Genomic DNA, 24,226 nt, shown 5'->3' with positions numbered 1-24,226 from the left:
TCATCGATGTCTCCAATTCTGACGGGCCTATCGGTGAAAGAAATTAAGCGTCGAGATAAGAGCACAAATTCTATAGATGCGATGGAAAATGAAAAGTGTTTGCTTATCAGGCTTAGACCGCGGCGATTAGTGTTGCGGTCCGGCACTCGTGCGACGACGTCGCCTGGGAAGCGATAAAAATCCTGCCCAGAACTGGCGCTTCCGGTCTCGATTTGACGACGGCGACCTCCTACGTAATCGATGTCAGGTGCGTCACCGCGCCGGTTGCAGAAAGAACGACCAATGCGGGGCAGGGCGACCGCCTTGCCCGATCCATGAGGAAAATCATGACCCGTTCACGGCAGTTGCGCCTTGGCGCCTTCATGCGTCCTGTCAGCCTGCATACCGGCGCCTGGCGCTATCCCGGTTCTTATCCCGACGCCAATTTCAATTTCGCCCATCTGAAGTCCTTCGCGCAGGCGCTGGAGCGGGCAAAATTCGACGCCTTCTTCATGGCCGATCACCTCGCCGTGCTCAACATGCCGGTCGAGGCGCTGAGGCGCAGCCACACCGTGACCTCTTTCGAGCCCTTCACATTGCTATCAGCGCTGGCAGCGGTGACGGAGCGCATCGGCCTTGTCGCCACGGCCTCCACCACCTTCGACGAGCCCTATCACATCGCCCGGCGTTTCGCCTCGCTCGACCATATCAGCGGCGGCCGCGCCGGCTGGAACATCGTCACGACCTCGAACCCCGACGCCGCACTCAATTTCGGCCTCGACGAACATGTGGAACACGGCGAGCGGTATCATCGCGCCCGGGAATTCTACGACGTGGTAACCGGGCTCTGGGACAGCTTCGCCGACGATGCCTTCATGCGCGACCGGGAAAGTGGCCTGTTCTTCGATCCGGCAAAGATGCATGTGCTTGGCCACAAGGGCGAGGAACTGAGCGTCCGTGGGCCGCTCAATGTCGCCCGGCCGCCGCAGGGTTGGCCCGTCATCGTCCAGGCCGGCCAGTCGGACCCTGGCCGCCAGCTTGCCGCGGAGACCGCCGAGATGGTCTTCTGTTCGCCGCGCGATCTTGCCGCCGGCAAGGCGCTCTATGCCGATATCAAAGGCCGCATGGAAGCCATCGGCCGCAACCGCGACCATCTGAAGATTCTGCCCGCCGCCTTCGTCATCGTCGGCGACAGCATCGAGGAGGCCCGCGCCAAACGCGCCACGCTCGACAGCCTGGTGCATTACGACAGCGCCATCGCCTCGCTTTCGATCGCGCTCGGCCATGACGCTTCGGGCTTCGATCCCGACGCACCGCTACCATCAGATATTCCCGACACCAATGCCAGCAAGACCGGCCGCGCCCAGGTGCTGAAGCTTGCCGCGGAAGAAAATCTGACGGTGCGGCAGCTGGCGCAGCGTTATGGCGGTTATGCCGGCCTTGCCTTCGTCGGCACGCCGGCAAGTATCGCCGACGACATGGAGCGCTGGCTGGACGAGGAAGGCTCGGACGGATTCAACGTCGTCTTTCCCTATCTGCCGCAGGGTCTCCTCGACGTCACCGAACGGTTGGTTCCCGAGCTTCAGCGCCGCGGCCTGTTCCGCAGCGAATACGAAGGCACGACGCTGCGCGAGCATCTCGGATTGCCGCGGCCGGAGAACCGGTTCTTTGCTGCTGGTGCTTAGGTTTGCAGGCCGGCAAAGCGCCAGGGATCGATGCATTCGATCCCGAGCGGGATGAAATGCGCGACATTGCGCGTAACCAGTTTCAGCTCGTGCTCCAGCGCGGTGGCGGCGATCATCGCATCGGCGGAGGGGCGCTTGTCCGGGGTCGGCAGCAGGCCGGCCCGGCTTGCCGTTGCGGCATCGAAGGGCAGGATGCGTTCGGCGAATTCGGCAAGTACGATCTCATCCATCCAGCGGCGGAGATCCTCGGCGAAACCAGGATCCTTTGCCCGCTCGCGCTGGATGCCGAACTGGATTTCCATAATGGTGATCGCCGAGAGATAGGCATCGGCGACCGAAAACTCCTTCATGAAGTTCTGGAATTCCGCCGCCTGCCGTTCGACCCTTCGCGCAGCAGAGATGACATTCGTGTCGAGCAGAAATGCCATTAGAACTCGACGGTCCTGTTGTCGAAGTTCAGCCGCTCAGGTTCGAACTCTCTTTCATCGGCCCCCGGATCGCGCAGGGCCGCAAAAAGGGTCTTGGGCGCCTTCCAGTTCGCCTGGAATTCGGCATAGCTGACAAGCACGTAGGCTGCCTCACCGTGATCGGTGATCACGAGTGGCTGCTCGCTCGCCTCCTTCTTCGCTTTGCTCGGATTCTGATTGAAGGCGGCACTGGTCATGAAGGACATTTTCATCGAAATCATCCATACTACATTTGTTAGGAAATATACTACATCCGGCTCGATTTACAAGATCGCCGAAATGGACGGCCTCGCTTTCTGCTTTCCGGAAGCAAGCCGATCGCGCTCAGGCCATGACCCCAACCCGAAACGCGTCGCTTTCGCCCGCCATCAGTTCGAGCGGCCAGGTAATGTTGCGCCCGTCGCCTGGATAAAACTCTCGATAGACCGGCATGTTGGCGAGAAGCATCCGGCCGAGTTCGACGCCGAGATCGTAGAGCGACATGCGAAAGCAGCTGAGCGAGGGCTGCAGGAACCGTGCGCGCGGAGCGTCGCGGAAGCCGATCACCGCAAGGTCGCGGCCGGGCATGACGCCCGATTCCATCAGGCAGCGATAAAGGCCGATCGCCATCAGCTCGTAGATCAGGATCACCGCCGTCGGCCGTTCTTCGAGGAGCAGCAGCTCGTGAGCCGCCTGATAGCCGCCCTGTTCACTCGACTTGACGCGGATGACGAGCGAGGGGTCGAAGGGAATATCGTGCCGCTCGAGCGCGCGGCGATAGCTTTCGATAAAGAGATAGCCGAGGTTGGCCTCGCTCGACGGCGCAGTGATTGCGATCCGGCGATGTCCCAGCGCGATCAACCGCTCGACGGCATGGTCGGCCACGCCCTCGAAATCGAGATCGATCCAGGGAAAATTGCTGGCCGAAAGGCTGCGGCCGAGCGCGACGAAGGGGATCTTCGCCCGCGACAGAAAGTCGATGCGCCGATCGACGCGCTGCGTGTCCGAGATGATCATCGCATCGACGATGCGCCGCGCCACCATCCGCTTCAGATATTCGTGCGGGTCCTCGTCGCTCGGGCAGGGCAACATGATGAGGTCGAGCTTGTGGCGGGCAAGGACGCTCTGCAGGCCGCTGGTGACGCCGAGGAAGAAGTTGTCGGCGTTCTCGACCGTTTCCTTGCTGGATTCGATCATCAGCCCGATGACCTTCGTCTCCCCCTGCCTCAGGCTCCGCCCAGACTGGTTGGCGACGTAGCCGAGTTCGTCGGCCGCCGCCAGCACCCGCCGGCGGGTTTCCTCATTGACGTCGGGCTTGCCGTTCAGCGCGCGGGACACCGTGCCGATCGAGATGTCCAGGTATTCGGCAAGCTGGCGAATCCCCTTCATCGACTGCGATTTTCCTTCAGTCTGCAATTTCGCATTCCGCCTCTATTGACACGGTAAAATGTTTCCGCATACAGTCGTAAACGTTTACGGAGTGCGTGTCACGAGGAGTTGGCGCCATTCCCTCGGAGGAAATCGTGAAATTCAGTGCCATTCTGTGCGGGTGCGGAGCTATGTCCAAAGGTTGGTTGCGAGCCATCGCTTCCAACCCTCTGCTGGCCGACTCCATCACCATCGTCGGCCTTGTCGACCTGAACCGGGAGACGGCGGAAAAGCTTGCCGCGGAGTTCGGCATTGATGGCGCCGTCATCGGTTCGGATCTGTCCGACGTCATCACGGCCACGAAGGCCGACCTGGTCTTCGACATCGTCATTCCGGCTGCGCGCTACGACGTCGTTTCGACGGCACTCAAGGCCGGCTGCCATGTGCTCAGCGAAAAGCCGATGGCGGCCTCGCTTGCCGAGGGCGCTGCGCTGGTCAATCTTGCCGCCGAGACCGGCCGCATCCACGCCGTCATCCAGAACCGTCGCTTCATATCAGGCGTCAGGCGTCTGCGTCGCTTCGTCGACAGCGGCGCGATCGGCGAACTCACCGGCATCCATTGCGACTTCTTCCTGGCGCCGCATTTCGGCGGCTTCCGCGAAGAGATGGACAACGTCCTGCTTCTCGACATGGCGATCCACACCTTCGATGCGGCGCGCTACGTTGCCGACAGGAAGCCGCTTGCCGTCTATTGCGTCGAGCGCAATCCAAAGGGTTCGTGGTACCGGCATGGCGCCTCAGCCAATGCCATCTTCGAATTTTCCGACGACATCGTCTTCACCTACCGCGGCTCCTGGTGCGCCGAGGGCGAGCGTACCAGCTGGGAAAGCCAGTGGCGCCTCGTCGGCTCGAAGGGAATGCTCACCTGGGATGGCGAAGAGAGTTTCAGGGCGACCATCGCCGGCGAAGAGCCCGGCCTTCTACGCGGCTTCGCTGCCGTAAACGTTCCCGGTCCGGAACATGACGAGGAAACCCACGGTCACGCCAGCGTCATCGCCGACTTCATCGCGGCGATCGGCACCGGCACACAGCCCGAGACGGTCAATTCCGACAATATCAGAAGCCTTGCCATGGTCTTCGGCGCAATCGAAAGCGCCAAGACGGGCAGGCGTGTCGAAATTTCAGCATAGGATGAAGTGACGTGAGCAACCCAGCAAAATCCATTCGTATAGGTACCATGGTCAGCGGCAACAAGGGCGATGCCGCAACCCGCATCGGCGAGATCGCCGGCATGGGCTTCGAAAGCTTCGAACCCTTCTTCTGGCAGACGACCAAAGGCCAGGATCTTGCCGAACTCGGCAAGCGCTGCCTCGATGCGATCGGCGACCGCGACATCACCATCTCGACGCTCGGCATGTTCGGCAATCCGCTGGAAGAGACCGCAATCGACCTCGAGACGTTGCAGGGCTGGAAGCACTGCATCGACAATGCCCATCACTTCGGCGCCACCTGCGTTGCCGGCTTCACCGGGCGCATCCGCGGCAAGCCACTGACCGACAGCCTGCCTCGCTACAGGCAGATCTGGAGCGAACTCGCCAAGCGGGCGGCCGACAAGGGCGTCAAGATTGCCTTCGAGAATTGCGCCATGGACGGCAACTGGGCAAGCGGCGACTGGAACATCGCCCACAATCCCGATGCCTGGGAGCTGATCTTCAACGAGACGCCGGATGACAATATCGGGCTGGAATGGGAACCGTGCCATCAGATGGTCTATCTGATCGACCCTTTGCCGCAGATCCGCAAATGGGCGCACAAGTTCTTCCACGTCCACGGCAAGGACGCGACCATTCGCTGGGAGGTCATCAAGGAACACGGCATCTTCGGCAAGGAGAAGTTCGTCTTCATGCGCACGCCGGGCTTCGGCGACAGCAATTGGACCGACATCATTTCCGAGCTGCGCCTTGCCGGCTGGTCCGGCTCGATCGACATCGAAGGCTGGCACGACCCCGTCTATCGCGACGCGCTTGAAATGACCGGCCAGGTCTATGCGCTGAACCACCTCAAGCATGCCCGGGGCGGCGAATTCGTCGTCGATCCCATCTGATGATATCGTCTCCGGCAAGGAGGAATTGCCGGAAACGGGGATAACCACAAAGGAGGAGAACCATGGCTATCCGCAAAAATGCAATTCTGGGCGCTCTCGCGCTTGCAGGCGTCTCGCTGTTTGGTCTTTCGGCCAAGGCCGAGGAAGTCACGCTGACGCTCTGGTCGCTGGACAAAGACACCCAGCCGGCGCCGAACCTCGTCAAAGAGTTCAACGCCCAGAACAATGGCATCAAGATCGAATACCGGCTGATCCAGTTCGACGACGTCGTCACCGAGGCCATGCGCGCTTATGCGACCGGCCAGGCGCCCGACATCATCGCTGTCGACAATCCGGAGCATGCGCTGTTCTCGTCGCGCGGCGCCTTCCTCGATCTCACTGACATGATCGCCAAGTCGACCGTCATCAAACCGGAGAATTATTTCCCCGGCCCGCTGAAATCAGTCGAGTGGGACGGCAAGTATTTTGGCGTGCCGAAGGCGACCAATACGATCGCGCTTTACTATAACAAGGACATGTTCAAGGCCAAGGGTCTCGACCCGAGCAAGCCGCCGCAGACCTGGGACGAACTGGTCGAGGATGCGCGCAAGCTGACCGACCCCGCCAAGAACGTCTACGGTCTCGCCTTCTCGGCCAAGGCCAACGAGGAGGGCACCTTCCAGTTCCTTCCTTGGGCACAGATGGGCGGCGGCAGTTATGAGCACATCAATGCTGATGGTGCGGTGAAGGCGCTCGGAATCTGGAAGACGATCATGGACGAGAAGCTTGCTTCTCCCGACACCTTAACGCGCGGCCAGTGGGATTCGACCGGCACCTTCAACTCAGGCAATGCGGCAATGGCGATCTCGGGTCCGTGGGAGCTCGACCGCATGACGCAGGAAGCGAAGTTCGACTGGGGCGTCACTCTGCTCCCGGTTCCCAAGGAAGGGGCTGAACGCTCCTCGGCCATGGGCGACTTCAACTGGGCGATCTTCGCCACCAGCAAACATCCGGCCGAAGCCTTCAAGGCGCTCGAATATTTCGCCTCGCAGGACGACAAGATGTTCAAGAACTTCGGCCAGCTTCCGGCCCGTTCCGACATCTCGATCCCTGAGACCGGCCAGCCGCTGAAGGATGCAGCCCTCAAGGTCTTCCTCGAACAGCTGAAATACGCCAAGCCGCGCGGCCCGCATCCGCAATGGCCGAAGATCTCCAAGGCGATCCAGGACGCGATCCAGGCAGCGCTGACCGGCCAGATGAGCCCGAAAGACGCGCTCGACCAGGCAGCCGACAAGATCAAGGCAGTACTAGGCTGATCATTGGCTGCGAGAGAGCCGCTTGCTCCCTCTTCTCCCCAGCGGGGAGAAGAGGAACCGGAAGCAACGCGTCTTTTAACCGGATGAACCTCGGTTCATCTCATCATTTCCTCCCGGCAGGGGCCGTCTTCCGCATCATGCGCCAGGCGGCCCCGTTCGGAGTATCGGAGGACCCATGAAGAGGATCCTGATGAGCGTCAGGGACGGCCGCGGTTTCGATATCGTGCTGGTCGCTTTCCCGCTCGGCTTTCTGTTCCTGATGGCGGGGCTGCCGCTGATCTACAATGTCGTGATGAGCTTCCAGGAGGTCGACATGTTCAGCCTCGGGACCTTCTCGCGTCCCTTCGTCGGCTTCAAGAATTATACCGACCTCTTCGCGCAGCCGGAAACGCTGCCGATCCTCTACAACACCGTCATCTTCGTCGTCGGCTCCATCGCCGGCCAGTTCCTGATCGGCTTCGGCCTGGCGCTGTTCTTCTGGGTCAATTTTCCCGGCGCTTCATGGATGCGCGGCCTGTTCCTCGTCTCCTGGGTAATGCCCGGCCTCGTCGTCGGCGCCATCTGGAACTGGATTCTGTCGGGCGATTTCGGCGTGCTGAATTTCATTCTGAAGGAAAGCGGCATCATCTCGGGCAACATCTTCTGGCGCTCGGACCCGCATTACTCGCTCTATGCCGTCATCATCGCCAATGTCTGGCTCGGCACCTCGTTCAACATGATCCTGCTTTCCGTCGGCCTTGCCGGCATTCCCGCCGATCTCTACGAAGCGGCCGAACTCGACGGCGCCAATGTCTGGCAGCGCTTCTGGACGATCACACTGCCGATGATGCGCTCGACCATCGGCGCCATCATCGCGCTTGGCCTGATCTTCACCTTGCAGCAGTTCGATCTTTTCGCCGCGATCACGTCGGGCGGGCCGAACAATTCATCGAATGTCACGCAATACTGGGCCTGGGATCTCTCCTTCCGCCAATACGACTTCGCCAAGGGCGCAACGATCTCCGTCATCATGATCGTTTTCGTTATGTTCGCGTCCGTCGTCTATGTCCGGTCCACACGCCACGAGGTGCGCGGATGATGACGACGAACCGCGATCGCCTGATGCTCGCCATATCGGTCGTCATGGCGGCGATCTATCTGTTCCCGCTCTACTGGATGTACATCACCGCGCTGAAAAGCGGCTCGGAGATGTTCGCGACCCCGCCGAGCTTCTGGYCGGCTGCACCCCAATGGGGCACCTATGCCTATGTCTGGGAAAGCCGCGACATGGGCCGCTATCTCTGGAATTCGCTGGTCATCGCACTCGGCTCCATGGCGCTCATCACCCTGCTCGGCGTCGGCTGCGCCTATGTGCTCGCCAGATATCGCAATGTCTGGGTGGATATCGGCCTGTTCCTGATCCTGATGCTGCAGGTCCTGCCGGCATCGCTGATGATCACGCCGATCTTCGTCGGCTTCTCGCAACTCGGCCTGCTTTCCACTCCGCGTCTTGCCGTCATCATCGCTGTCGCGGCAAAGAGCATGCCCTTCTTCGTCATCCTGGTGCGCGCCACCTTCATGAGCGTTCCCCAAGAACTGGAGGAGGCGGCCCTGGTCGACGGCAATTCGCGCGTCGGCGCCTTCTTCAACATCGTGCTGCCGCTTGCCCGCAACGGCATCCTCGTCAGCGCCATCCTGATCTTCATGCAGGCCTTCGGCGAATTCGTCTATTCGAAGTCGATGATCCAGGCGGTCGACCTTCAGCCGGCAAGCGTCGGCCTCAACTCATTCATGGGGCCGAACACCAACGAGTGGAACAACATCATGGCCTACGCCACGATGTATGTGACGCCGATCCTTGCCATCTTCGTTCTCTTGCAGCGCCGCATCGTATCCGGCCTCACCTCTGGAGCCCTCAAATGACCACACAGATCGAGCTCAGAGGCGTCAACAAATATTACGGCGCCTTTCACGCCCTGAAGAACATCGACCTTTCGATCGCCAAGGGCACTTTCGTCGCGCTCGTCGGCCCCTCGGGCTGCGGCAAGTCCACACTGCTGCGCTCGCTTGCCGGCCTCGAAAGCATTTCGTCGGGCGATCTTAGGATTGCCGGCGAGCTGATGAACGGCGTGCCGCCACGCAAGCGCGACGTCGCCATGGTGTTCCAGTCCTATGCGCTCTATCCGCATATGACGGTCGAGGAAAACCTGACCTACAGCCTTCGCATCCGCGGCATCGCCAAGACGGAAGCCAAGAAGGCCGCCGAGGACGTAGCGGCGACGACAGGTCTTTCGCATCTCCTGAAGCGCTATCCGCGCGAGCTTTCCGGCGGTCAGCGCCAGCGTGTCGCCATGAGCCGCGCCATCATCCGCCATCCCAAGGCCTTCCTGTTCGACGAGCCGCTGTCCAATCTCGATGCTGCGCTGCGCGTCCACATGCGCAAGGAAATTCGGTCGCTGCACGACCGGCTGCACGCAACCTTCGTCTACGTGACGCACGACCAGGTCGAAGCGATGACGATGGCCGACCATGTGGTGGTGATGCGCGACGGCATCATCGAACAGCAGGGCGCGCCGCTCGACCTCTACGACCGGCCGGCGAACCGGTTTGTTGCCGGTTTCATTGGCTCGCCGGCGATGAATTTCATTCCCGCGATTGCCGCGGAAGACGGCAAGAGCCTGATCCTGGACTTCGGCGCGGTGAAGCAGACGCTTGCGATATCACGCGCCATCGAGCCCGGACGTAAGCTCATCGCCGGCATCCGGCCGGAACATATCGGCGTCGTCGAGCCCGGACATGGCAGCTTCGATGTGCCGATCGCCTTCGTCGAATCGACCGGCTCCTCGACCTTCATCGTCGCGGAGACCCAGCCGGAACTGACGATCGTCGAGACGCGCCGCGACAGGGTCAAGGCAGGAGACATGATCGGACTTTCGGTCGATCCGGACCAGATCCATCTCTTCGACGCGTCGACGGACCACGTCATATAAAGGCAGCAGCCTGTCGGCTTGGAATTATCATAAAATCGAACCGGGTGACGCCCTCGAGCCAGATCTCGAAAGCACGACCGGCGACTGGCTGCGCGACAAGCTCGACCCGACGATCGCCTGAGGGCCTGTCCGGTCGAGCTTCGATCGGATCGCAAGAAAAACAAATCCCGCACGATCAACGCTGTTGACAACGGCGAGCAATCGATATTGTCTTGTAAAGCGCTTTACTAAACCGCTTTACAATAGGTCCAGTCAATGGCCAAGGGAACGACACCAAGCTTGAAGGATGTTGCGGCGGCCGCCGGTGTGTCGGTCACCACTGTGTCGCGTTTCGTCAACGGCAGCCTCGATCTTCCCTTCCAGACCAAGAAACGCATCGAGGATGCGATCAAGACGCTGAACTACCGGCCGAACCCGCATGCGCGTCGGTTAAGCAGGGGGCGTTCGGATACGATCGGTCTCGTCGTGCCCGATATCGCCAATCCCTTCTTCGCGACCCTCGTCGCCGCCGTGGAGCAGGCGGCCGATGAAAAAAAGCTCGCGGTCTCATTGCACGCGACCCTCAACCGGCCGGGGCGCGAGATCGAATATCTGCAGTTGATCGAACGCAATCACGTCGACGGCCTGATCTTCGTCACTAACCACCCCGACGATGGCGCGCTTGCCGCGCTGATCAACGGCAGCGGCAAGGTCATCATCGTCGACGAGGACATTCCTGATTCGAAGGCGCCGAAGCTGTTCTGCGACAACGAGCAGGGTGGTTTTCTCGCCGGCCGGCATCTGGCCGAGCAAGGCCATCGCCATGTGCTCTTCATCGGCGGTGACGAGCGCATGATCAGCGCCCGCAGGCGCTATGACGGCCTGCTGAAGGCGCTCAGCGAACGGCATGGCGACGAGGCCCGGGCCGACCGCTATGCCGGCGAATATACGATCGAATACGGCCGTGCGGCTGCGCTCGACTATCTCTCCGGAGACCGAAAGGCGACCGCAATCTTCGCCAGTTCCGACGAGATCGCCATCGGGCTGGTCGAGGTCTTCAGAAGCCAAGGCGTCTCGATCCCCGATGACATCTCGGTCATCGGCTTCGACGATGTCGGTCCGCTTCATCTTTTTGCACCGCCGCTGACGGCCATCCGCCAGCCGGTGCGCCAGATCGGCCGGCGGTCGCTGGAGCTGCTTCTGGAAACCAATTGGCACGAGTGGAAACCATCCGCTTCGGAAGAGCTCGTGCCGGTCGAAATCGTGGTGCGGAACTCCGTTGCGCCGCCTGCGAAATAACAATCAGCAACGTCAAAAAACCAAAAGAGGATGAGAACATGACACTGAATTTGACAAGACGAACGATGATCGCAGCCGCCAGCCTCACGGCATTGACCTTCATCGGCCTGTCCAGCGCTGCTGCGCAGGAAAAGACTGTCGCATTGGTGCAGATCAACCAGCAGGCGCTTTTCTTCAATCAGATGAATGAGGGCGCCCAGAAGGCGGCCGATGCCGCCGGCGTCAAACTGGTGATCTTCAACGCCAACAACGAGACGACCGCGCAGAACAGCGCGATCGAAACCTACGTCCAGGAAAAGGTCTCCGGTCTTGCCGTCGTGGCGATCGACGTCAACGGCATCATGCCGGCGGTCAAGCAGGCGGCCGATGCCGGCATTCCTGTCGTCGCCATCGATGCGATCCTGCCTGATGGCCCACAGAAGGCGCAGATCGGCGTGGACAATGCCGCGGCCGGCGCCGATATGGGCAAATACTTCCTCGACTACGTCAAGGCGAACATGGGCGGCAAGGCCAAGCTTGGCGTCGTCGGCGCGTTGAATTCGTTCATCCAGAACATCCGCCAGGAGGGCTTCGAGAAGACCCTGAAAGGCGTCGACGGCATTGAAATGGCCGGCGTCGTCGATGGCCAGAACATCCAGGACAACGCCCTTGCGGCGGCTGAAAACCTGATCACCGCCAATCCTGATCTGACTGCGATCTACGCCACCGGCGAGCCAGCCCTGATGGGGGCGATCGCCGCTGTCCAGAGCCAAGGCAAGCAGGATAAGATCAAGGTGTTCGGCTGGGATCTGACTGCCGAAGCCATTGCCGGCATCGATGCCGGCTTCGTCGTCGCCGTCGTCCAGCAGGATCCGGCTGCAATGGGCGGCGCCGCCGTCGACGCGCTCGTCAAGGCCTCGGCCGGCGAAGCCGTCACCAAGACGATCTCGGTGCCGATCACCATCGTCACCAAGGAGAATGTCGAGCCGTACCGGGCCGTCTTCAAATGATCGAAAGCGGACAGCGTGACATCGCTGCCGCCGGTTCCGGAGGGGTCGCACCCTCCGGAACCGGAACATCCGGCGGCACCCGATCCGACCCGCGCATCTCGCTTCGCGGTATCCGGAAGTCGTTCGGCTCGCACCAGGCCCTGCGCGGCGTCGATCTCGACATCTTCCCCGGCGAATGCCTGGGCCTTGTCGGCGATAACGCCGCCGGCAAATCGACGCTGACGAAAATCATCTCGGGAACCTACATTCCCGATGCCGGCACCATCACCATGGAAGGCGAAGAGGTTCGCTTCACTGGCCCCGCGGATGCGCGTGGCAGAAACATCGAAATGGTGTTCCAGGATCTCAGCCTCTGCGACCATATCGATGTCGTCGGCAATCTCTTCCTCGGTCGCGAACTCAGCCGCGGGCCATTTCTCGACACCAGGACGATGCTGTCTGAAGCTCGCAAGATGCTGGATTCGCTTGAAATCCGCATCCCGAGACTGACCGGCAAGGTCGCCCAGYTCTCCGGCGGACAGCGTCAGGCGATCGCCATTGCACGCGCCGCTTCCTTCAAGCCGAAGGTGCTGATCATGGACGAGCCGACGTCAGCACTTGCCGTCGCCGAGGTCGAGGCGGTTCTGGCCCTGATCAACCGCGTCAAGGCGAACGGGGTCTCGGTGATCCTCATTACCCACCGGCTGCAGGATCTCTTCCGGGTCTGCGACCGCATTGCGGTGATGTACGAGGGCACGAAAGTGGCCGAACGGCAGATCGGCAGCACAAACCTCGAAGACCTCGTCAGGCTGATCGTCGGTGAAGGAGCCAGGCAATGACGGCTTATACGGAACGCGGCCACGGCTCGCGCATCGCCGATTTCTTCGGCGAACATGCACAGGTCCTGTCGATCGCCATCTTCTTCCTGGCCTGCATGATCTTCTTCTCGATCGGCAGCGAAACCTTCTTCACGCTCGGCAATATCCTGAACATCGTGCGGCAGGCTGCTCCCATCCTGATCGTTGCCATCGCCATGACCTTCGTCATCATCACCGGCGGCATCGATCTTTCGGTCGGCTCGCAGGTCGCGCTCGTCAATGCGGTCGCGGCGATCGTCATGGCGATGGGTGTTCCCTGGCCGTCCGTGGTCATCGGCATGATCGTGCTCGGTGGTTTCATGGGGCTGGTTCAGGGCTGGTTCACGGCCTATCAGGGCATTCCGGCCTTCATCGTCACGCTTGCCGGCCTCTCGATCCTGCGCGGTCTGGCGCTCTATCTGACCCAGGGCTATTCCATCCCGATCAAGGATGCGCCGGGCTTCTTTGCGCTCGGCCGGGGCGAAATCCTGAGTTTCCCGATCCCGGCGATCATCGCCGTCATCATCGCCATTCTCGGCTATGTCGTCATCACCGCGACGAAATATGGCCGGCAGGTCGTGGCTGTTGGTTCCAACATGGAGGCGGCTCGGCGTGTCGGCATGCCGGCCAAATGGATCATCGCCTCGGTCTATATCATCTCCGGCATCGCCTGCGCGGTCGCCGGCCTGCTGATCGCCGCTCGCCTCGGCTCCGGTTCGTCCAATGCCGCCGTCGGCTTCGAGCTGCAGGTAATCGCCGCCGTCGTGCTCGGCGGAACGTCGCTTATGGGCGGACGCGGCACCATCCTCGGCACCGTGCTCGGCACGCTGACCATCGCCGTCATCGGCAACGGCCTGATCCTGATGCACATATCGCCATTCTTCACCCAGATCGTCACCGGCGCCATCATCCTCGTCGCCATCTGGTTGAACACGCGCATCTTCACGGCCAATTTCCACTTCCGGCTGGGCAGGAAAGGATGAAGGGATGAGCGAGCAGACAGCAGAGAGCTTGTCCGAAGCGCATGTCCGATCCGGCAAGGTGATGACCGTCACCGGTCCGATTTCGGCGGATGCGCTCGGCGTGACGCTGATGCACGAGCATATCCTCAACGACTGCCGCTGCTGGTGGCACGCGCCGAAGACGTCGGAACGGCAATATCTCGCCGAAAGCTTCGTCTGCATGGAGATCCTCGGCGAGCTCAGGCAGGATCCCTTCGTCAACAAGCATAATATCACGCTCGACGACGAACAGCTGGCAATCGCCGAGCTCAAGGACTTCGCAGCAGAAGGCGGCCGCACAGTGGTGGAGCCGACCTGCAAGGGCATCGGCCGAAATCCGCTGGCGCTCCGGCGTATCTCGAAAGCATCCGGCCTTAACATCGTGATGGGGGCGGGTTATTACCTGGGCTCCTCGCATCCGGAAGGCGTCGCCGCGATGAGCGTCGATGACATCGCACTGGAGATCGTCCGCGAGGCACGGGAAGGCGTCGACGGCACCGGCGTCAGGATCGGCCTGATCGGCGAGATCGGTGTCTCCTCGGATTTCACCGCCGAGGAGGAGAAATCGCTGCGCGGTGCCGCACGCGCGCAGGTGCTGACCGGACTTCCACTGATAGTGCATCTGCCAGGCTGGTTCCGTCTCGGCCACCGCGTGCTCGACGTGGTCGCCGAAGAGGGGGCGGATCTCCGCCACACCGTCCTTTGCCACATGAACCCGTCTCATGACGACATCGCCTATCAGAGCGAGCTGGCCGCGCGCGGCGCCTTCATCGAATACGACATGATCGGCATGGATTTCTTCTATGCCGACCAGCAGGTGCAGTGCCCGAGCGACGAGGAGGCGGCACGTGCGATCGTGCGTCTCGTCGAGGCCGGTTATCTCGACCGAATTCTCCTGTCGCACGACGTGTTCCTGAAGATGATGCTGACGCATTACGGCGGCAACGGCTACGCCTATATCCTTCGCCACTTCCTTCCCCGTCTTCAGCGGCACGGCCTCGACAAGACGGTTCTCGACGAAATGATGCGCARCAATCCGCGCCGCGTCTTTCATGCCGGAGCCTAGCTCCATCCATTCAATCGATCACAGGTACGGCAGACCATGACAAAAAAAATCCTCCTTGTCGGCGAGAGCTGGGTCAGCTCCGCCACGCATTACAAAGGCTTCGACCAGTTCGGCAGCGTCACCTTCCATCTTGGCGCCGAACCGTTGGTGAAGGCGCTCGCCGGCAGCGCCTTCGAGCTCACCTATATGCCGGCGCACGAGGCGGTGGAGAAATTCCCCTTCGATATGGCGGGGCTCGACGCCTATGACGCCATCATCCTCTCGGATATCGGCGCCAATTCGCTGCTGCTGCCCCCGGATGTGTGGCTGCATTCGCGCACTGTGCCGAACCGGCTGAAGCTTTTGAAGGCGTGGGTGGAGAAGGGCGGCGGCCTGCTGATGGTCGGCGGCTATTTCTCCTTCCAGGGCATTGACGGCAAGGCGCGCTGGCGGCGCACCCCCGTCGAAGACACGCTGCCCGTCACGTGCCTGCCCTATGACGACCGCGTCGAAATTCCCGAGGGAACTGTTGCCGAAGTGGTGAAGCCGGAGCATCCGACAATGCAGGGCCTCGAAGGCGCCTGGCCGGTGCTTCTCGGCGTCAACGAGGTCGAAGTGCGAGACCGTGCCGATGTCGAGATCGTCGCGCGCCTGCCTGAGGATCAGGGCGGCCATCCGCTGCTCGTCGTCGGCACGCATGGCACTGGGCGGACGGCGGCCTGGACGTCGGATATCGGCCCGCACTGGYTGTCGCCCGCTTTCTGCGAATGGGAAGGTTACGGCCGGCTCTGGAAGAACATCCTCGGCTGGCTCACGGAAAAGCAGGCGTGATGTCAGCACGCGGCGGGAATTGGAAAGGGAATGACATGCAGGAAATTTCGGACAGGCCGTCAAACGCCATCAGGGACGTCTTCGGCAGGGACAAGGTTCTGATCGGCATGATCCATTGCCCGGCCTTTCCGGGCGCGCCGCGCTACCGGGGTGCTGCGATGGATGCTATTTACGACGCGTGCATGCGCGACGCCGAAGCCTGCGTGGAAGGCGGCCTGCATGGGCTTATCATCGAAAATCATGGCGATGTACCGTTCTCGAAGCCCGAGGATATCGGCCCTGAGACGACAGGCTTCATGTCCGTCGTCACCGACCGGATCGCGCGCGCGGCCGGCATTCCGCTTGGCGTCAACGTGCTGGCCAACGCGCCGATCCCGGCTTTTGCCATCGCCATGGCCGGCGGCGCCAAATTCATCCGTGTCAATCAATGGGCCAATGCCTATGTCGCCAATGAAGGCTTCATGGAGGGCAGGGCTGCCGAAGCCATGCGCTACCGCTCGCTGCTCAGGGCTGAACACATCAAGGTCTTCGCCGACAGCCACGTCAAACATGGCAGCCACGCCATTGTCGCCGACCGCTCGATCCAGGAGCTGACACGCGATCTTGCCTTCTTCGATGCCGACGGCGTCATCGCCACCGGCCAGCGGACCGGCAATTCGGCAACGATGGAGGAGATCGAGGAGATCGGCGCGGCGACGCACCTGCCGCTGCTCGTCGGCTCCGGCGTCAACAAGGACAATATCGTCGATATTCTGGGCCGCACCAATGGCGTCATCGTCGCTTCCTCGCTGAAGCACGGCGGCGTCTGGTGGAACCCGGTCGACGTCGAGCGCGTGCGCGCCTTCCGGGCGGCGGCCGAACCGGGACTGGAGGGCTGAGCATGGCGGCAGAGAGCCTTTCGGCCCGCATCCTGCGCGAGAACGACGCTGTCCTTGGCGCGATGCTGAACCACCGCTTCGTCGAGGACGTGAAAAACGACGGGTTGAGCAAGGAGGCTTTCGAGCGTTATCTCGTCTATGAAGGCGCCTTCGTCGACAGCGCCATCTCGATCTTTGCCTATGCGGCGGCGACCGCCAGGACGATGACGCAGAAGCGCTGGCTGATCGCGGTTCTCGATGCGCTCGCCAACGAGCAGATCGCCTATTTCGAGCGCACATTCRCCAGCCGCGGCATCGATCCCTCGTCCTTCGACACCGGCATCGCCGAGGTCGAGGCCTTTCGCGCAGGCATGCTGGAGATCGCCCGCCAGGGCGGATTCCTCGACACGGTTGCGGCGATGTTTGCGGCCGAGTGGATGTACTGGACCTGGTCGAAGGAAGCAGCTGACCGCCCGATCAGCGATCCGCTGCTGAAGGAATGGGTCGACCTGCATGTCGATCCGAATTTCGCGGGCCAGGCACAATGGCTGAAGAATGAACTCGACATGGCAGGAGAAACGCTGGAAGAGGATGAAAAAGCGCGGCTCAGCGCGATCTTCGGCCGGGCAATGCAACTCGAGATCGATTTTCACGATGCGCCTTATCTTTAGCTTCACCTTGCGAAAGCAGATGCATGCGCGCCTACATAGTCGGTAACGTCGCCATCGACGAAACCATCGCGGTCTCCGAACTTCCCGTTATCGGCGCCTCCATCCTCGGCAATGCCGGTGGCAGCGATCTCGGTGGCAAGGGCACGAACCAGGCGGTCGTCATGGCCCGCTGCGGCGTTCCGACAACGCTGGTCGCGCCTGTCGGCAGGGATGCGAGGGCCGATACCATTCGCCATTACCTCGCGGACGAGCCGCTTCGGAGCGAATTGATCGAAATGGAAAATGCATCGAGCGATGTCTCGATCATCTTCCGGCTGCCGGGCGGCGAGAATGCCATCGTCACGACGACGGAAGCGGCGCAGAGCCTGTCCCTGTCCGATGTCAGGCGGATCCTCTCGACGGCCGGTGATGGCGATCTCATGATGCTGCAGGGCAATCTGTCCGACCAGACGACCCGCGAGATCCTGGAGCATGCAAGAGCGATCGGCATGGTCACCGCCTTCAATCCCTCGCCGGTGCGCTCCTATTTCTCTGATCTTTGGGGGTTGATCGACATCGCCTTCCTCAACAAGGGCGAGGCGCAGACCCTGACGGGAACGACAGGCAGGGAGGCTGCCGAATATCTGCTGAGCCGCGGGCTGCGCGAAATCGTCCTGACGCTGGGCGGCGACGGCGCGATGCTCGTGACCCGGCACGCCAGCATCGAAGTGCCCGCCCAGGTCTGCGATGTTRTGGATACAACGGGCGCAGGCGATACCTTCATGGCCGCAGCACTGTCATCCTGCGCGCTGCGCGGGCAGCGGCTGGACCGGCTAGCCATCGAACACGCAGTCGCTGCCGCGGCCATCACCGTCTCAAGGCATGGAACCAGAAAGGCGTTTCCGACCATTTCCGAGCTTGAAGCGATCCTGAGATAACCGGCACGGTGTGACGGGCCCTTCATAAAACCATCATCAGCCTCTGCGAAGGGATGGGCTTCTCGCGATTCCTTCCGTTACATCCGGACTTTCCTCATGACATCACCCTCGATTACCGCGCGTCTTTCTCCGACCGCATCGTCCCGCCTTATCGTGCTTGCCGAAACGGTCTTGAAGGCGGGCGAAACCGCCCGTGGCTCGCTGCGGCGACGAACGTCGGCAGAAATGCTCGCCAAGGCGCCGCGCGATTATCAGACCGAAATCGATGTCGCCGTCGAGCGGATCATCGTTGACGAGATGACGAAGGCCTTCCCGGACTATGCCATTCAGGGCGAGGAGGCCGTCGGCAACCGCACGGCCGCGCCGGAAACGCCTGTTATCTACATCGACCCGATCGATGGCACGACCAATTACGCCTGGGGCATTCCGCATTTCGGCATGACGATCTCGATCGTCGAAAGCGGCAGGCTTGTCATGGGCGTCGTCTATGACGCCATGCAGGATGAGCTGTTCAGCGCCGAGATCGACGGCGGCGCCTATCTCAACGGCGAACGCATCCGCTGCGCCGATGTCGGCGATATCGAGAACGTGCTCGTCGGCGCCGGCCTGCCGATTCCGGGCCAGGTCAAGGCGGTTACGGAAGAGGTCTATTTCGATGCAATCAAGCGCCTGATGGCCAATACGGCAGGCGTGCGCCGCCTCGGTTCGGCGGCGTTGTCGATCGCCTATGTCGCCTGCGGCCGGCTGGACGGTTTCTTCGAGGACGGGCTCGCGATCCATGATTTCGGCGCCTCGGCGCTGCTGGTCGAAGAGGCGGGCGGCATCGTCACCCGGTTTTCCGGGGCCGAAGTCGACGGGCGGGGCGATATCCTTGCCGCCAGCAAGGCGCTGCATCCGTGGCTGCTGGAAGGCTTCCAGAGCAAGGCGTGAAACGGCGCATTCGGAGCGCCTAAACCCGCAGGAGCTCTTCGATCTCCACATCGCCCTTTGCCGGCATCGACTGATGGACGAGCTCGTTGTCGCGGAAGACGAAAAAGCCGGCGAAGCTCGGCTCGACCCTCATCCCGGCCCGGATGCGATCGTCCGGCGCCACCATCGCCTTCAGACGGCTGCCGTCGGCAAGATCGATATCGACCATCTTGTGGGTGCCGAAATCGACGGCGCGGTGGACGGTTGCCGCGTCCGGCCGGTCGGAGGGACGGATCGTCAGCGCTTCCGGGCGGGTGGCCAGCGTCACCGGCCCGTCCCCGACGGGAACGGCAAGCGGAAAGAGCGGATGCTCGCAGACACCGTTTCTAACGCGGCTCTGGACAAAATTCATCGAGCCGATGAAACCGGCGACGAAGGCCGTTTGCGGCTGTCGGTAGATGGTGCTTGGCGGCGCGATCTGCTCCGTGCGTCCGTCGCGCATGACGACGATGCGGTCGGCGAGCGCTAAGGCCTCGTCCTGACCGTGTGTGACGAAGAGCGTCGTGATGCCGAGGCGCTGCTGGATATCGCGCACCTCCTCCCGCAGCCTCTCGCGCAGATGCTGGTCGAGGCTGGCGAAGGGCTCGTCGAGCAGAAGGATCTTCGGCTCGAGCACGAGCGAGCGGGCAAGGGCGACACGCTGCTGCTGGCCGCCTGACAGTTGCGTCGTCATCCGGCGGCCGTAATCGGCAAGACCGACAAGCGCCAGTGCAGCCTCGACACGCTCACGGATTTCCGCTTTCGGCAGCCGGCGAAGCTTCAGGCCAAAAGCGATATTGTTGAAGACGTCCATGTGCGTCCAGAGCGCATGGCTCTGGAACACCATGCCGGTCGGGCGCCGCTCGGGCGGCAGCGTCGTCACATCCTTCGCGTCGATGCGGATGGTTCCGCCGCTCGGGCGCTCGAAGCCGCCGATCATTCTGAGAAGCGTCGATTTGCCGGAACCGGATGGGCCGAGCAGGCAAACGAGCTCGCCGTCGCCCACTTCGAGCGAGAAGTCGCGAACGGCAAAGGTGGTCCCGAACAGCTTCGAAACACCCTCGATTGCCAGATGTGCCATTCTCAAACCCTTTCCTGAACTGACGCGCAAGGCTTCATGCGCCGAAGCCTCTCGCAAACGCGCCGGTGCCGATCACCCGGCGGGCAAACATCAGCGCGATGAAGGACGGCACCCACAGCATGACTGACAGTACGGCGCCGTATTGCACGACGATCTGGTTGTTGATGAAGCTGATCATCAGCACCGGCATGGTGCGAATCTCCGGCGCGCCGATCAGCCAGGCGCCTTCGGTCTCGTAGAAGGTGCCGACGAAGGTCAAGAGCAGCGCGGCTGATATCGTCGGTGCGGCCTGCGGCAGCGTGATCGACCAGAAGACGCGCAGCGGCGTTGCACCGGCATCGCGCGCCGCCTCTTCCATGCGCCGGTCGACATTCTGGAAGGCTGCGACCGGAATCCAGATCATCAGCATCAGCGTGCCGACGAGCTGGATCAGTACGACGCCCCAGAAGGTGCTGATCAGGCCGAGCTGCAGGAAGATGCCGGCAATGGCGACGAGCAGGCCGAATTTCGGAAAGGCATGTGATGCGAGGAACGACAGGAACAGGATGTTCCTGCCGGGAAAGCGCATGCGCGCGAAAGCATAAGCGGCGGGAAGGCAGATGACGGCGGAAAGAATGGTGACCGTCGTCGTCAGTCGCAGGCTGAGGAAGAGTGCGTCCCAGACATCCCCGCGCGCCAGCGTCTGGCCCCAGAAGCGCAGGCCGAACTGCTGCGGGATCACCGAGGGGTAACGCCAGACCTCGGTGAAGGCCCATGTGCCGACGACGATCAGCGGCAGCGCGATGAACAGCGTCAGCAGGCACGCGAAGAGCAGGCCGATCCAGTCGAAGCGCAGGCCGAAGCTCGATCTGCCGGCATTCATGGCWGGGCCTCGCGGTTGCGGGCGATCGACCTGATGTAGAGGATGCCGAAGATCAGGCAGAAGCCGAATGTGATGACGGCCTGGGTCATGGCGTTCAGCGGGTCGTTCATATCGGCGAAAGTGCGCTGCATGAACGGCCCCATCATCTCCGGTGATGCCGAGCCGAGCACATAGGGTAGGGTGAAGGCGGAGAAGATGCCAAGCACCGCAAAGGATGCAGTCACCAGCAGCGAGTTACCCATGCGCGGCAGGATGATCGAGACGAAGACCCGAAGCGGCCTTGCGCCGACATCGCGCGCGGCTTCGATCGCACTGGTCGAAAAGGAGGAAAGCCCTGATGTCAGCATCAGCACCGTGAGCGGAAGATTGTCCCAGACGAGACCGATGACCGGTCCCCACGGTGTCAGATAGGGCGTGCGCAGCTTGGGTAGGCCGACGGAATTCAGCAACAGGTCGACGGTGCCGTTCGGGCCGATCGTCCTGATCAGCGCATAAGCGAGGATGATCGATGGGACGAACATTGGAAAGATCGCCATGCCCTGCACATAGGCGGCAAATCGCCCCTGCGAGAACCGAAGGTAAAGCGCGATCGGAAGGCCGATCGCCAGAAGCAGGATACCGCAGACGGCGGTGGTCCAGAGCGTCAGCCACAGATTGCCGAGGCTGTAGCCGTCGGTGAAGAAGAAGCGGTAGGAGGCAAGCGAGAATTCCGTCGCTCCGTCAGGGCCTCGAACAAAGATTGTGCCGACGGCCGCCGAAAGGATCGGAAAGACGACCAGCCATGCAACCAGGAAGACCGGCAGAGCAACGAGGAGGAGCCCGATAGAGCTCCCCCTTCTCATGGACCGGTGACGGCGCAGAACCGCCGGCGCAGTGTCAGTGGACATCAGGTGCGGCTGATGCCCGGAGCGACGTTGCGGTACCAGCCGTCGGCGATCGCCTTTTCCCAATCGCCACCCGGGAAGGTCGGAATGGTTGAGGGAATAACGTCGGCATATTTCTTGCGAAGATCGTCGGAGATGTGATCCCACGAGATGGCGGGGAAGCCGCCGATCTCGGTGATGATCGCTTCCTGCATTTCCTTCGTCAGCATGAATGCGGCAAGCTTCAGCGCCGCATCCTTGTTGGCGCCGTTGGACAAGACGGTGATGCTGGAGAAGCCGCCGCAGAGGGCGAGATCGGTAAGCTGCACGAGGCCGGTCGTATCAGGCAGCACACCCTGGGAGATCGCCTGCAGCACCTGGTCCGACCAGACCGGCACCATGGTGACGACGCCCTGGGCGAGCAACTGGATCGACTGGGTGTTGCCGGCCGTATAGGCGCCCTTGTCGTAAAGCGCCGGGGCGAGGTCGTTGAGGATCTTCCAGGCCGGTGTCAGCGTCTCAGTGGCGAAGTCGGCGGTGAAATTGTCGACCTTGAACTTCTTCGGATCGCGGCCATTGGCCTCATGGATCGCGCGGCGGACGAAGTTTCCGCCCGAACCGCCCTTGTCGGGACGGTTGTAGATGAACTGGCCCGGATTGGCCTTGATCCAGGCGGTGAGCTGATCCCAGCTCTTCGGCGCATCCTTCGGATCGAGCTTGGTCGTGTCATAGGCGAGAAGGACCTGCGAACCGCGATAGGGAAGGGAGTAGGGGGTATCGAAGGCAAGCGGGTTGATATGGTCGTAGCCCTCGATGTTCTCGGCGGAGAACTTCACCCAGAGGCCGGCATCGATGCCGCCGGATGGCAGACGCGGATCGAATTGCTCGAAGAGGTCGGCTTGCGGATCGGTCTTCGTCTTCAGCGCGGCAAGCGCACGGTCGGCGATGGCGCGCAAGCCATTATTGTCGCCGGCATCGGTCACCTTCAGGGCAACGCCGGGATGCGTCTTTTCGAAGGCCGGGCGGATGACGTTGTTCCAGAGGTCGACGACATTGGCATCCGAACCGCTGTAGAGATCGATCGTGCCGGCTGCGGCCGATGCGAAACGCGGAAGAGCCAGCAGACCGGCTGCAGCTGACGATGTGATCAGAAATTCGCGTCTATTCATAACCCGTCTCCATCAGGTGTCGAGGCTCAGCCTCCGCAGGATTGTCCGAGGCCTTGCTAGCGCCGGCGCGTAACATCGACATGACAGATCGGGCGTATCTGAGGGAAATTGCACAGCTGTGCTCTTTGCCCCGTGTGGAAATCGGCGGCAGGAGATACTATGTGTTGCGGAAAAGGAGATATCCAATGACCGAAGAACGTGCAGTCCTCGCCGGCGGTTGCTTCTGGGGCATGCAGGACCTCATCCGCCGATACAAGGGCGTGATTTCGACCCGCGTCGGCTATACCGGCGGCGATGTGCCGAATGCCACCTACCGCAACCACGGAACCCATGCCGAGGCGATCGAGATCATCTTCGACCCCACAAGGATCAGCTATCGGGAAATCCTCGAATTCTTCTTCCAGATCCACGACCCGAGCACGCGCAACCGCCAGGGTAACGATGTTGGCTTGAGCTACCGCTCGGCGATCTTCTACGTCACCCCTGAGCAGGAGCGCGTCGCCAAGGATACGATCGCCGATGTCGACGCATCAGGCCTGTGGCCCGGCAAGGTCGTCACCGAAGTCGTGCCGGTTAGCGATTTCTGGGAGGCAGAACCCGAGCACCAGGATTATCTGGAGCGGATTCCGAACGGCTATACCTGCCATTTCGTTCGGCCCGGCTGGAAACTGCCGGTCCGCCAGAAGATCGCTTGAAATTGATCAGATTCCCATCGCCGCGCGGCTGGTTTCTAGAAGCGCGGCGACGAGATTTGTCCTCGGCGAGGATCGCGTCACCACGATGCCGACGGTGCGCATAGCGGACGAGCGGGGCAGGGGCAGCTTGAGAATATCAAGGCCAGYCGGCCAGRGCGGCGCCCAATCCGGCACGATCGAGATTCCGAGACCGCGGTCTACCATCACCGCGATCGCCTCCAGCGCATCGAGCTCATAGCGCTCGACCGGATGGATGCCGATCTCGCGCAGATATTCATCGGCGATGTGACCACCCCACTGGTTGCGGTCGTAGCGAATGAAGGGCAGGGCCTTCAAC

At 61.7% G+C, this 24,226-nt stretch carries 26 protein-coding genes; 18 read left to right on the top strand and 8 right to left on the bottom strand.

Annotated features, from left to right (window positions below; all coding sequences use genetic code 11):
* Window positions 1-326: 326 nt before the first annotated feature.
* Entirely contained in the window at window positions 327-1,664 is a 1,338-nt protein-coding gene (locus AC1D1Z_RS23605) for an LLM class flavin-dependent oxidoreductase (RefSeq protein ID WP_131647171.1), read from the top strand.
* Here the strand turns inward: AC1D1Z_RS23605 and AC1D1Z_RS23600 are convergent.
* From AC1D1Z_RS23600 to AC1D1Z_RS23590, 3 genes are all read right to left on the bottom strand, one after another.
* Complete coding sequence (locus AC1D1Z_RS23600; RefSeq protein WP_018246984.1) at window positions 1,661-2,092, bottom strand: type II toxin-antitoxin system VapC family toxin; 432 nt, start codon at window positions 2,090-2,092, stop codon at window positions 1,661-1,663. The genes AC1D1Z_RS23605 and AC1D1Z_RS23600 overlap by 4 nt on opposite strands.
* The gene (locus AC1D1Z_RS23595) at window positions 2,092-2,352 is read right to left on the bottom strand and encodes a type II toxin-antitoxin system Phd/YefM family antitoxin (protein WP_018246983.1); all 261 of its coding nucleotides are present in this window, start codon (window positions 2,350-2,352) and stop codon (window positions 2,092-2,094) included. Before AC1D1Z_RS23595 ends, AC1D1Z_RS23600 begins: the two co-directional genes overlap by 1 nt.
* 103 nt (window positions 2,353-2,455) lie before the next feature.
* Window positions 2,456-3,499, bottom strand: a complete 1,044-nt coding sequence (locus AC1D1Z_RS23590; RefSeq protein ID WP_115157714.1) for a substrate-binding domain-containing protein — start codon at window positions 3,497-3,499, stop codon at window positions 2,456-2,458.
* A gap of 134 nt (window positions 3,500-3,633) precedes the next feature.
* Between AC1D1Z_RS23590 and AC1D1Z_RS23585 the strand changes: the two genes are divergently transcribed.
* The 16 genes from AC1D1Z_RS23585 to AC1D1Z_RS23510 all read left to right on the top strand — a co-directional run bounded on the left by AC1D1Z_RS23585 (window position 3,634) and on the right by AC1D1Z_RS23510 (window position 19,201).
* The gene (locus AC1D1Z_RS23585; protein WP_115157713.1) at window positions 3,634-4,668 is read left to right on the top strand and encodes a Gfo/Idh/MocA family protein; all 1,035 of its coding nucleotides are present in this window, start codon (window positions 3,634-3,636) and stop codon (window positions 4,666-4,668) included.
* A gap of 11 nt (window positions 4,669-4,679) precedes the next feature.
* Entirely contained in the window at window positions 4,680-5,582 is a 903-nt protein-coding gene (locus AC1D1Z_RS23580) for a sugar phosphate isomerase/epimerase family protein (RefSeq protein WP_018246980.1), read from the top strand.
* 62 nt (window positions 5,583-5,644) lie between these two features.
* Window positions 5,645-6,877, top strand: coding sequence for an ABC transporter substrate-binding protein (locus AC1D1Z_RS23575; protein ID WP_115157712.1), 1,233 nt, complete (start codon window positions 5,645-5,647; stop codon window positions 6,875-6,877).
* 175 nt (window positions 6,878-7,052) lie between these two features.
* A complete protein-coding gene (locus AC1D1Z_RS23570; protein ID WP_003552007.1) occupies window positions 7,053-7,955 on the top strand; it encodes a carbohydrate ABC transporter permease in 903 nt (300 codons plus the stop codon).
* Window positions 7,952-8,779, top strand: a complete 828-nt coding sequence (locus AC1D1Z_RS23565; protein ID WP_477851739.1) for a carbohydrate ABC transporter permease — start codon at window positions 7,952-7,954, stop codon at window positions 8,777-8,779. The genes AC1D1Z_RS23570 and AC1D1Z_RS23565 overlap by 4 nt, the downstream gene beginning before the upstream one ends.
* Window positions 8,776-9,846, top strand: a complete 1,071-nt coding sequence (locus AC1D1Z_RS23560) for an ABC transporter ATP-binding protein (RefSeq protein WP_115157711.1) — start codon at window positions 8,776-8,778, stop codon at window positions 9,844-9,846. Before AC1D1Z_RS23565 ends, AC1D1Z_RS23560 begins: the two co-directional genes overlap by 4 nt.
* Before the next feature lie 255 nt (window positions 9,847-10,101).
* The gene (locus tag AC1D1Z_RS23555; RefSeq protein WP_131647172.1) at window positions 10,102-11,124 is read left to right on the top strand and encodes a LacI family DNA-binding transcriptional regulator; all 1,023 of its coding nucleotides are present in this window, start codon (window positions 10,102-10,104) and stop codon (window positions 11,122-11,124) included.
* Between the two features lie 38 nt (window positions 11,125-11,162).
* Window positions 11,163-12,113, top strand: a complete 951-nt coding sequence (locus AC1D1Z_RS23550) for an ABC transporter substrate-binding protein (RefSeq protein ID WP_131647173.1) — start codon at window positions 11,163-11,165, stop codon at window positions 12,111-12,113.
* The gene (locus AC1D1Z_RS23545; RefSeq protein ID WP_477851737.1) at window positions 12,110-12,931 is read left to right on the top strand and encodes an ATP-binding cassette domain-containing protein; all 822 of its coding nucleotides are present in this window, start codon (window positions 12,110-12,112) and stop codon (window positions 12,929-12,931) included. The genes AC1D1Z_RS23550 and AC1D1Z_RS23545 overlap by 4 nt, the downstream gene beginning before the upstream one ends.
* On the top strand, window positions 12,928-13,932 hold the full coding sequence (locus AC1D1Z_RS23540; RefSeq protein WP_018246973.1) for an ABC transporter permease: 1,005 nt from the start codon (window positions 12,928-12,930) through the stop codon (window positions 13,930-13,932). Before AC1D1Z_RS23545 ends, AC1D1Z_RS23540 begins: the two co-directional genes overlap by 4 nt.
* Before the next feature lie 4 nt (window positions 13,933-13,936).
* On the top strand, window positions 13,937-15,016 hold the full coding sequence (locus AC1D1Z_RS23535) for a phosphotriesterase family protein (protein ID WP_477851736.1): 1,080 nt from the start codon (window positions 13,937-13,939) through the stop codon (window positions 15,014-15,016).
* A gap of 36 nt (window positions 15,017-15,052) precedes the next feature.
* A complete protein-coding gene (locus tag AC1D1Z_RS23530; protein ID WP_003549282.1) occupies window positions 15,053-15,826 on the top strand; it encodes a glutamine amidotransferase in 774 nt (257 codons plus the stop codon).
* Window positions 15,827-15,861: 35 nt separating this feature from the next.
* Complete coding sequence (locus AC1D1Z_RS23525) at window positions 15,862-16,704, top strand: BtpA/SgcQ family protein (RefSeq protein WP_131647176.1); 843 nt, start codon at window positions 15,862-15,864, stop codon at window positions 16,702-16,704.
* A 2-nt stretch (window positions 16,705-16,706) separates the two neighbouring features.
* Entirely contained in the window at window positions 16,707-17,354 is a 648-nt protein-coding gene (locus tag AC1D1Z_RS23520; RefSeq protein ID WP_477851735.1) for a TenA family protein, read from the top strand.
* Between the two features lie 23 nt (window positions 17,355-17,377).
* Window positions 17,378-18,271 (top strand): ribokinase, encoded by an 894-nt coding sequence (locus AC1D1Z_RS23515; protein ID WP_477851733.1) that lies wholly within the window; start codon window positions 17,378-17,380, stop codon window positions 18,269-18,271.
* A gap of 96 nt (window positions 18,272-18,367) precedes the next feature.
* A complete protein-coding gene (locus AC1D1Z_RS23510; RefSeq protein ID WP_064650371.1) occupies window positions 18,368-19,201 on the top strand; it encodes an inositol monophosphatase family protein in 834 nt (277 codons plus the stop codon).
* A gap of 19 nt (window positions 19,202-19,220) precedes the next feature.
* Here AC1D1Z_RS23510 and AC1D1Z_RS23505 read toward each other — a convergent pair whose 3' ends face one another.
* Genes AC1D1Z_RS23505 through AC1D1Z_RS23490 form a run of 4 tightly spaced genes read right to left on the bottom strand, consistent with a single transcriptional unit; the run spans window position 19,221 to window position 23,194 of the window.
* Window positions 19,221-20,300 (bottom strand): ABC transporter ATP-binding protein, encoded by a 1,080-nt coding sequence (locus AC1D1Z_RS23505; RefSeq protein ID WP_131647179.1) that lies wholly within the window; start codon window positions 20,298-20,300, stop codon window positions 19,221-19,223.
* A gap of 34 nt (window positions 20,301-20,334) precedes the next feature.
* The gene (locus AC1D1Z_RS23500; RefSeq protein WP_131647180.1) at window positions 20,335-21,162 is read right to left on the bottom strand and encodes an ABC transporter permease; all 828 of its coding nucleotides are present in this window, start codon (window positions 21,160-21,162) and stop codon (window positions 20,335-20,337) included.
* Window positions 21,159-22,049, bottom strand: coding sequence for an ABC transporter permease (locus AC1D1Z_RS23495; RefSeq protein WP_477851732.1), 891 nt, complete (start codon window positions 22,047-22,049; stop codon window positions 21,159-21,161). Before AC1D1Z_RS23495 ends, AC1D1Z_RS23500 begins: the two co-directional genes overlap by 4 nt.
* Entirely contained in the window at window positions 22,049-23,194 is a 1,146-nt protein-coding gene (locus AC1D1Z_RS23490; RefSeq protein WP_477851730.1) for an extracellular solute-binding protein, read from the bottom strand. Before AC1D1Z_RS23490 ends, AC1D1Z_RS23495 begins: the two co-directional genes overlap by 1 nt.
* 185 nt (window positions 23,195-23,379) lie before the next feature.
* Here AC1D1Z_RS23490 and msrA point away from each other — a divergent pair, with 185 nt between their 5' ends.
* Window positions 23,380-23,889: a peptide-methionine (S)-S-oxide reductase MsrA gene (gene msrA, locus AC1D1Z_RS23485; RefSeq protein ID WP_131647182.1), complete on the top strand. Its 510-nt coding sequence runs from the start codon at window positions 23,380-23,382 to the stop codon at window positions 23,887-23,889.
* A 6-nt stretch (window positions 23,890-23,895) separates the two neighbouring features.
* Here msrA and AC1D1Z_RS23480 read toward each other — a convergent pair.
* The coding region (locus tag AC1D1Z_RS23480) for a LysR substrate-binding domain-containing protein (protein WP_477851728.1) at window positions 23,896-24,226 on the bottom strand (331 nt) is incomplete at its 5' end.

Source organism: Rhizobium sp. P1_E1, from assembly GCF_056406015.1.
This window is presented reverse-complemented; position numbering and strand designations above follow the sequence as displayed.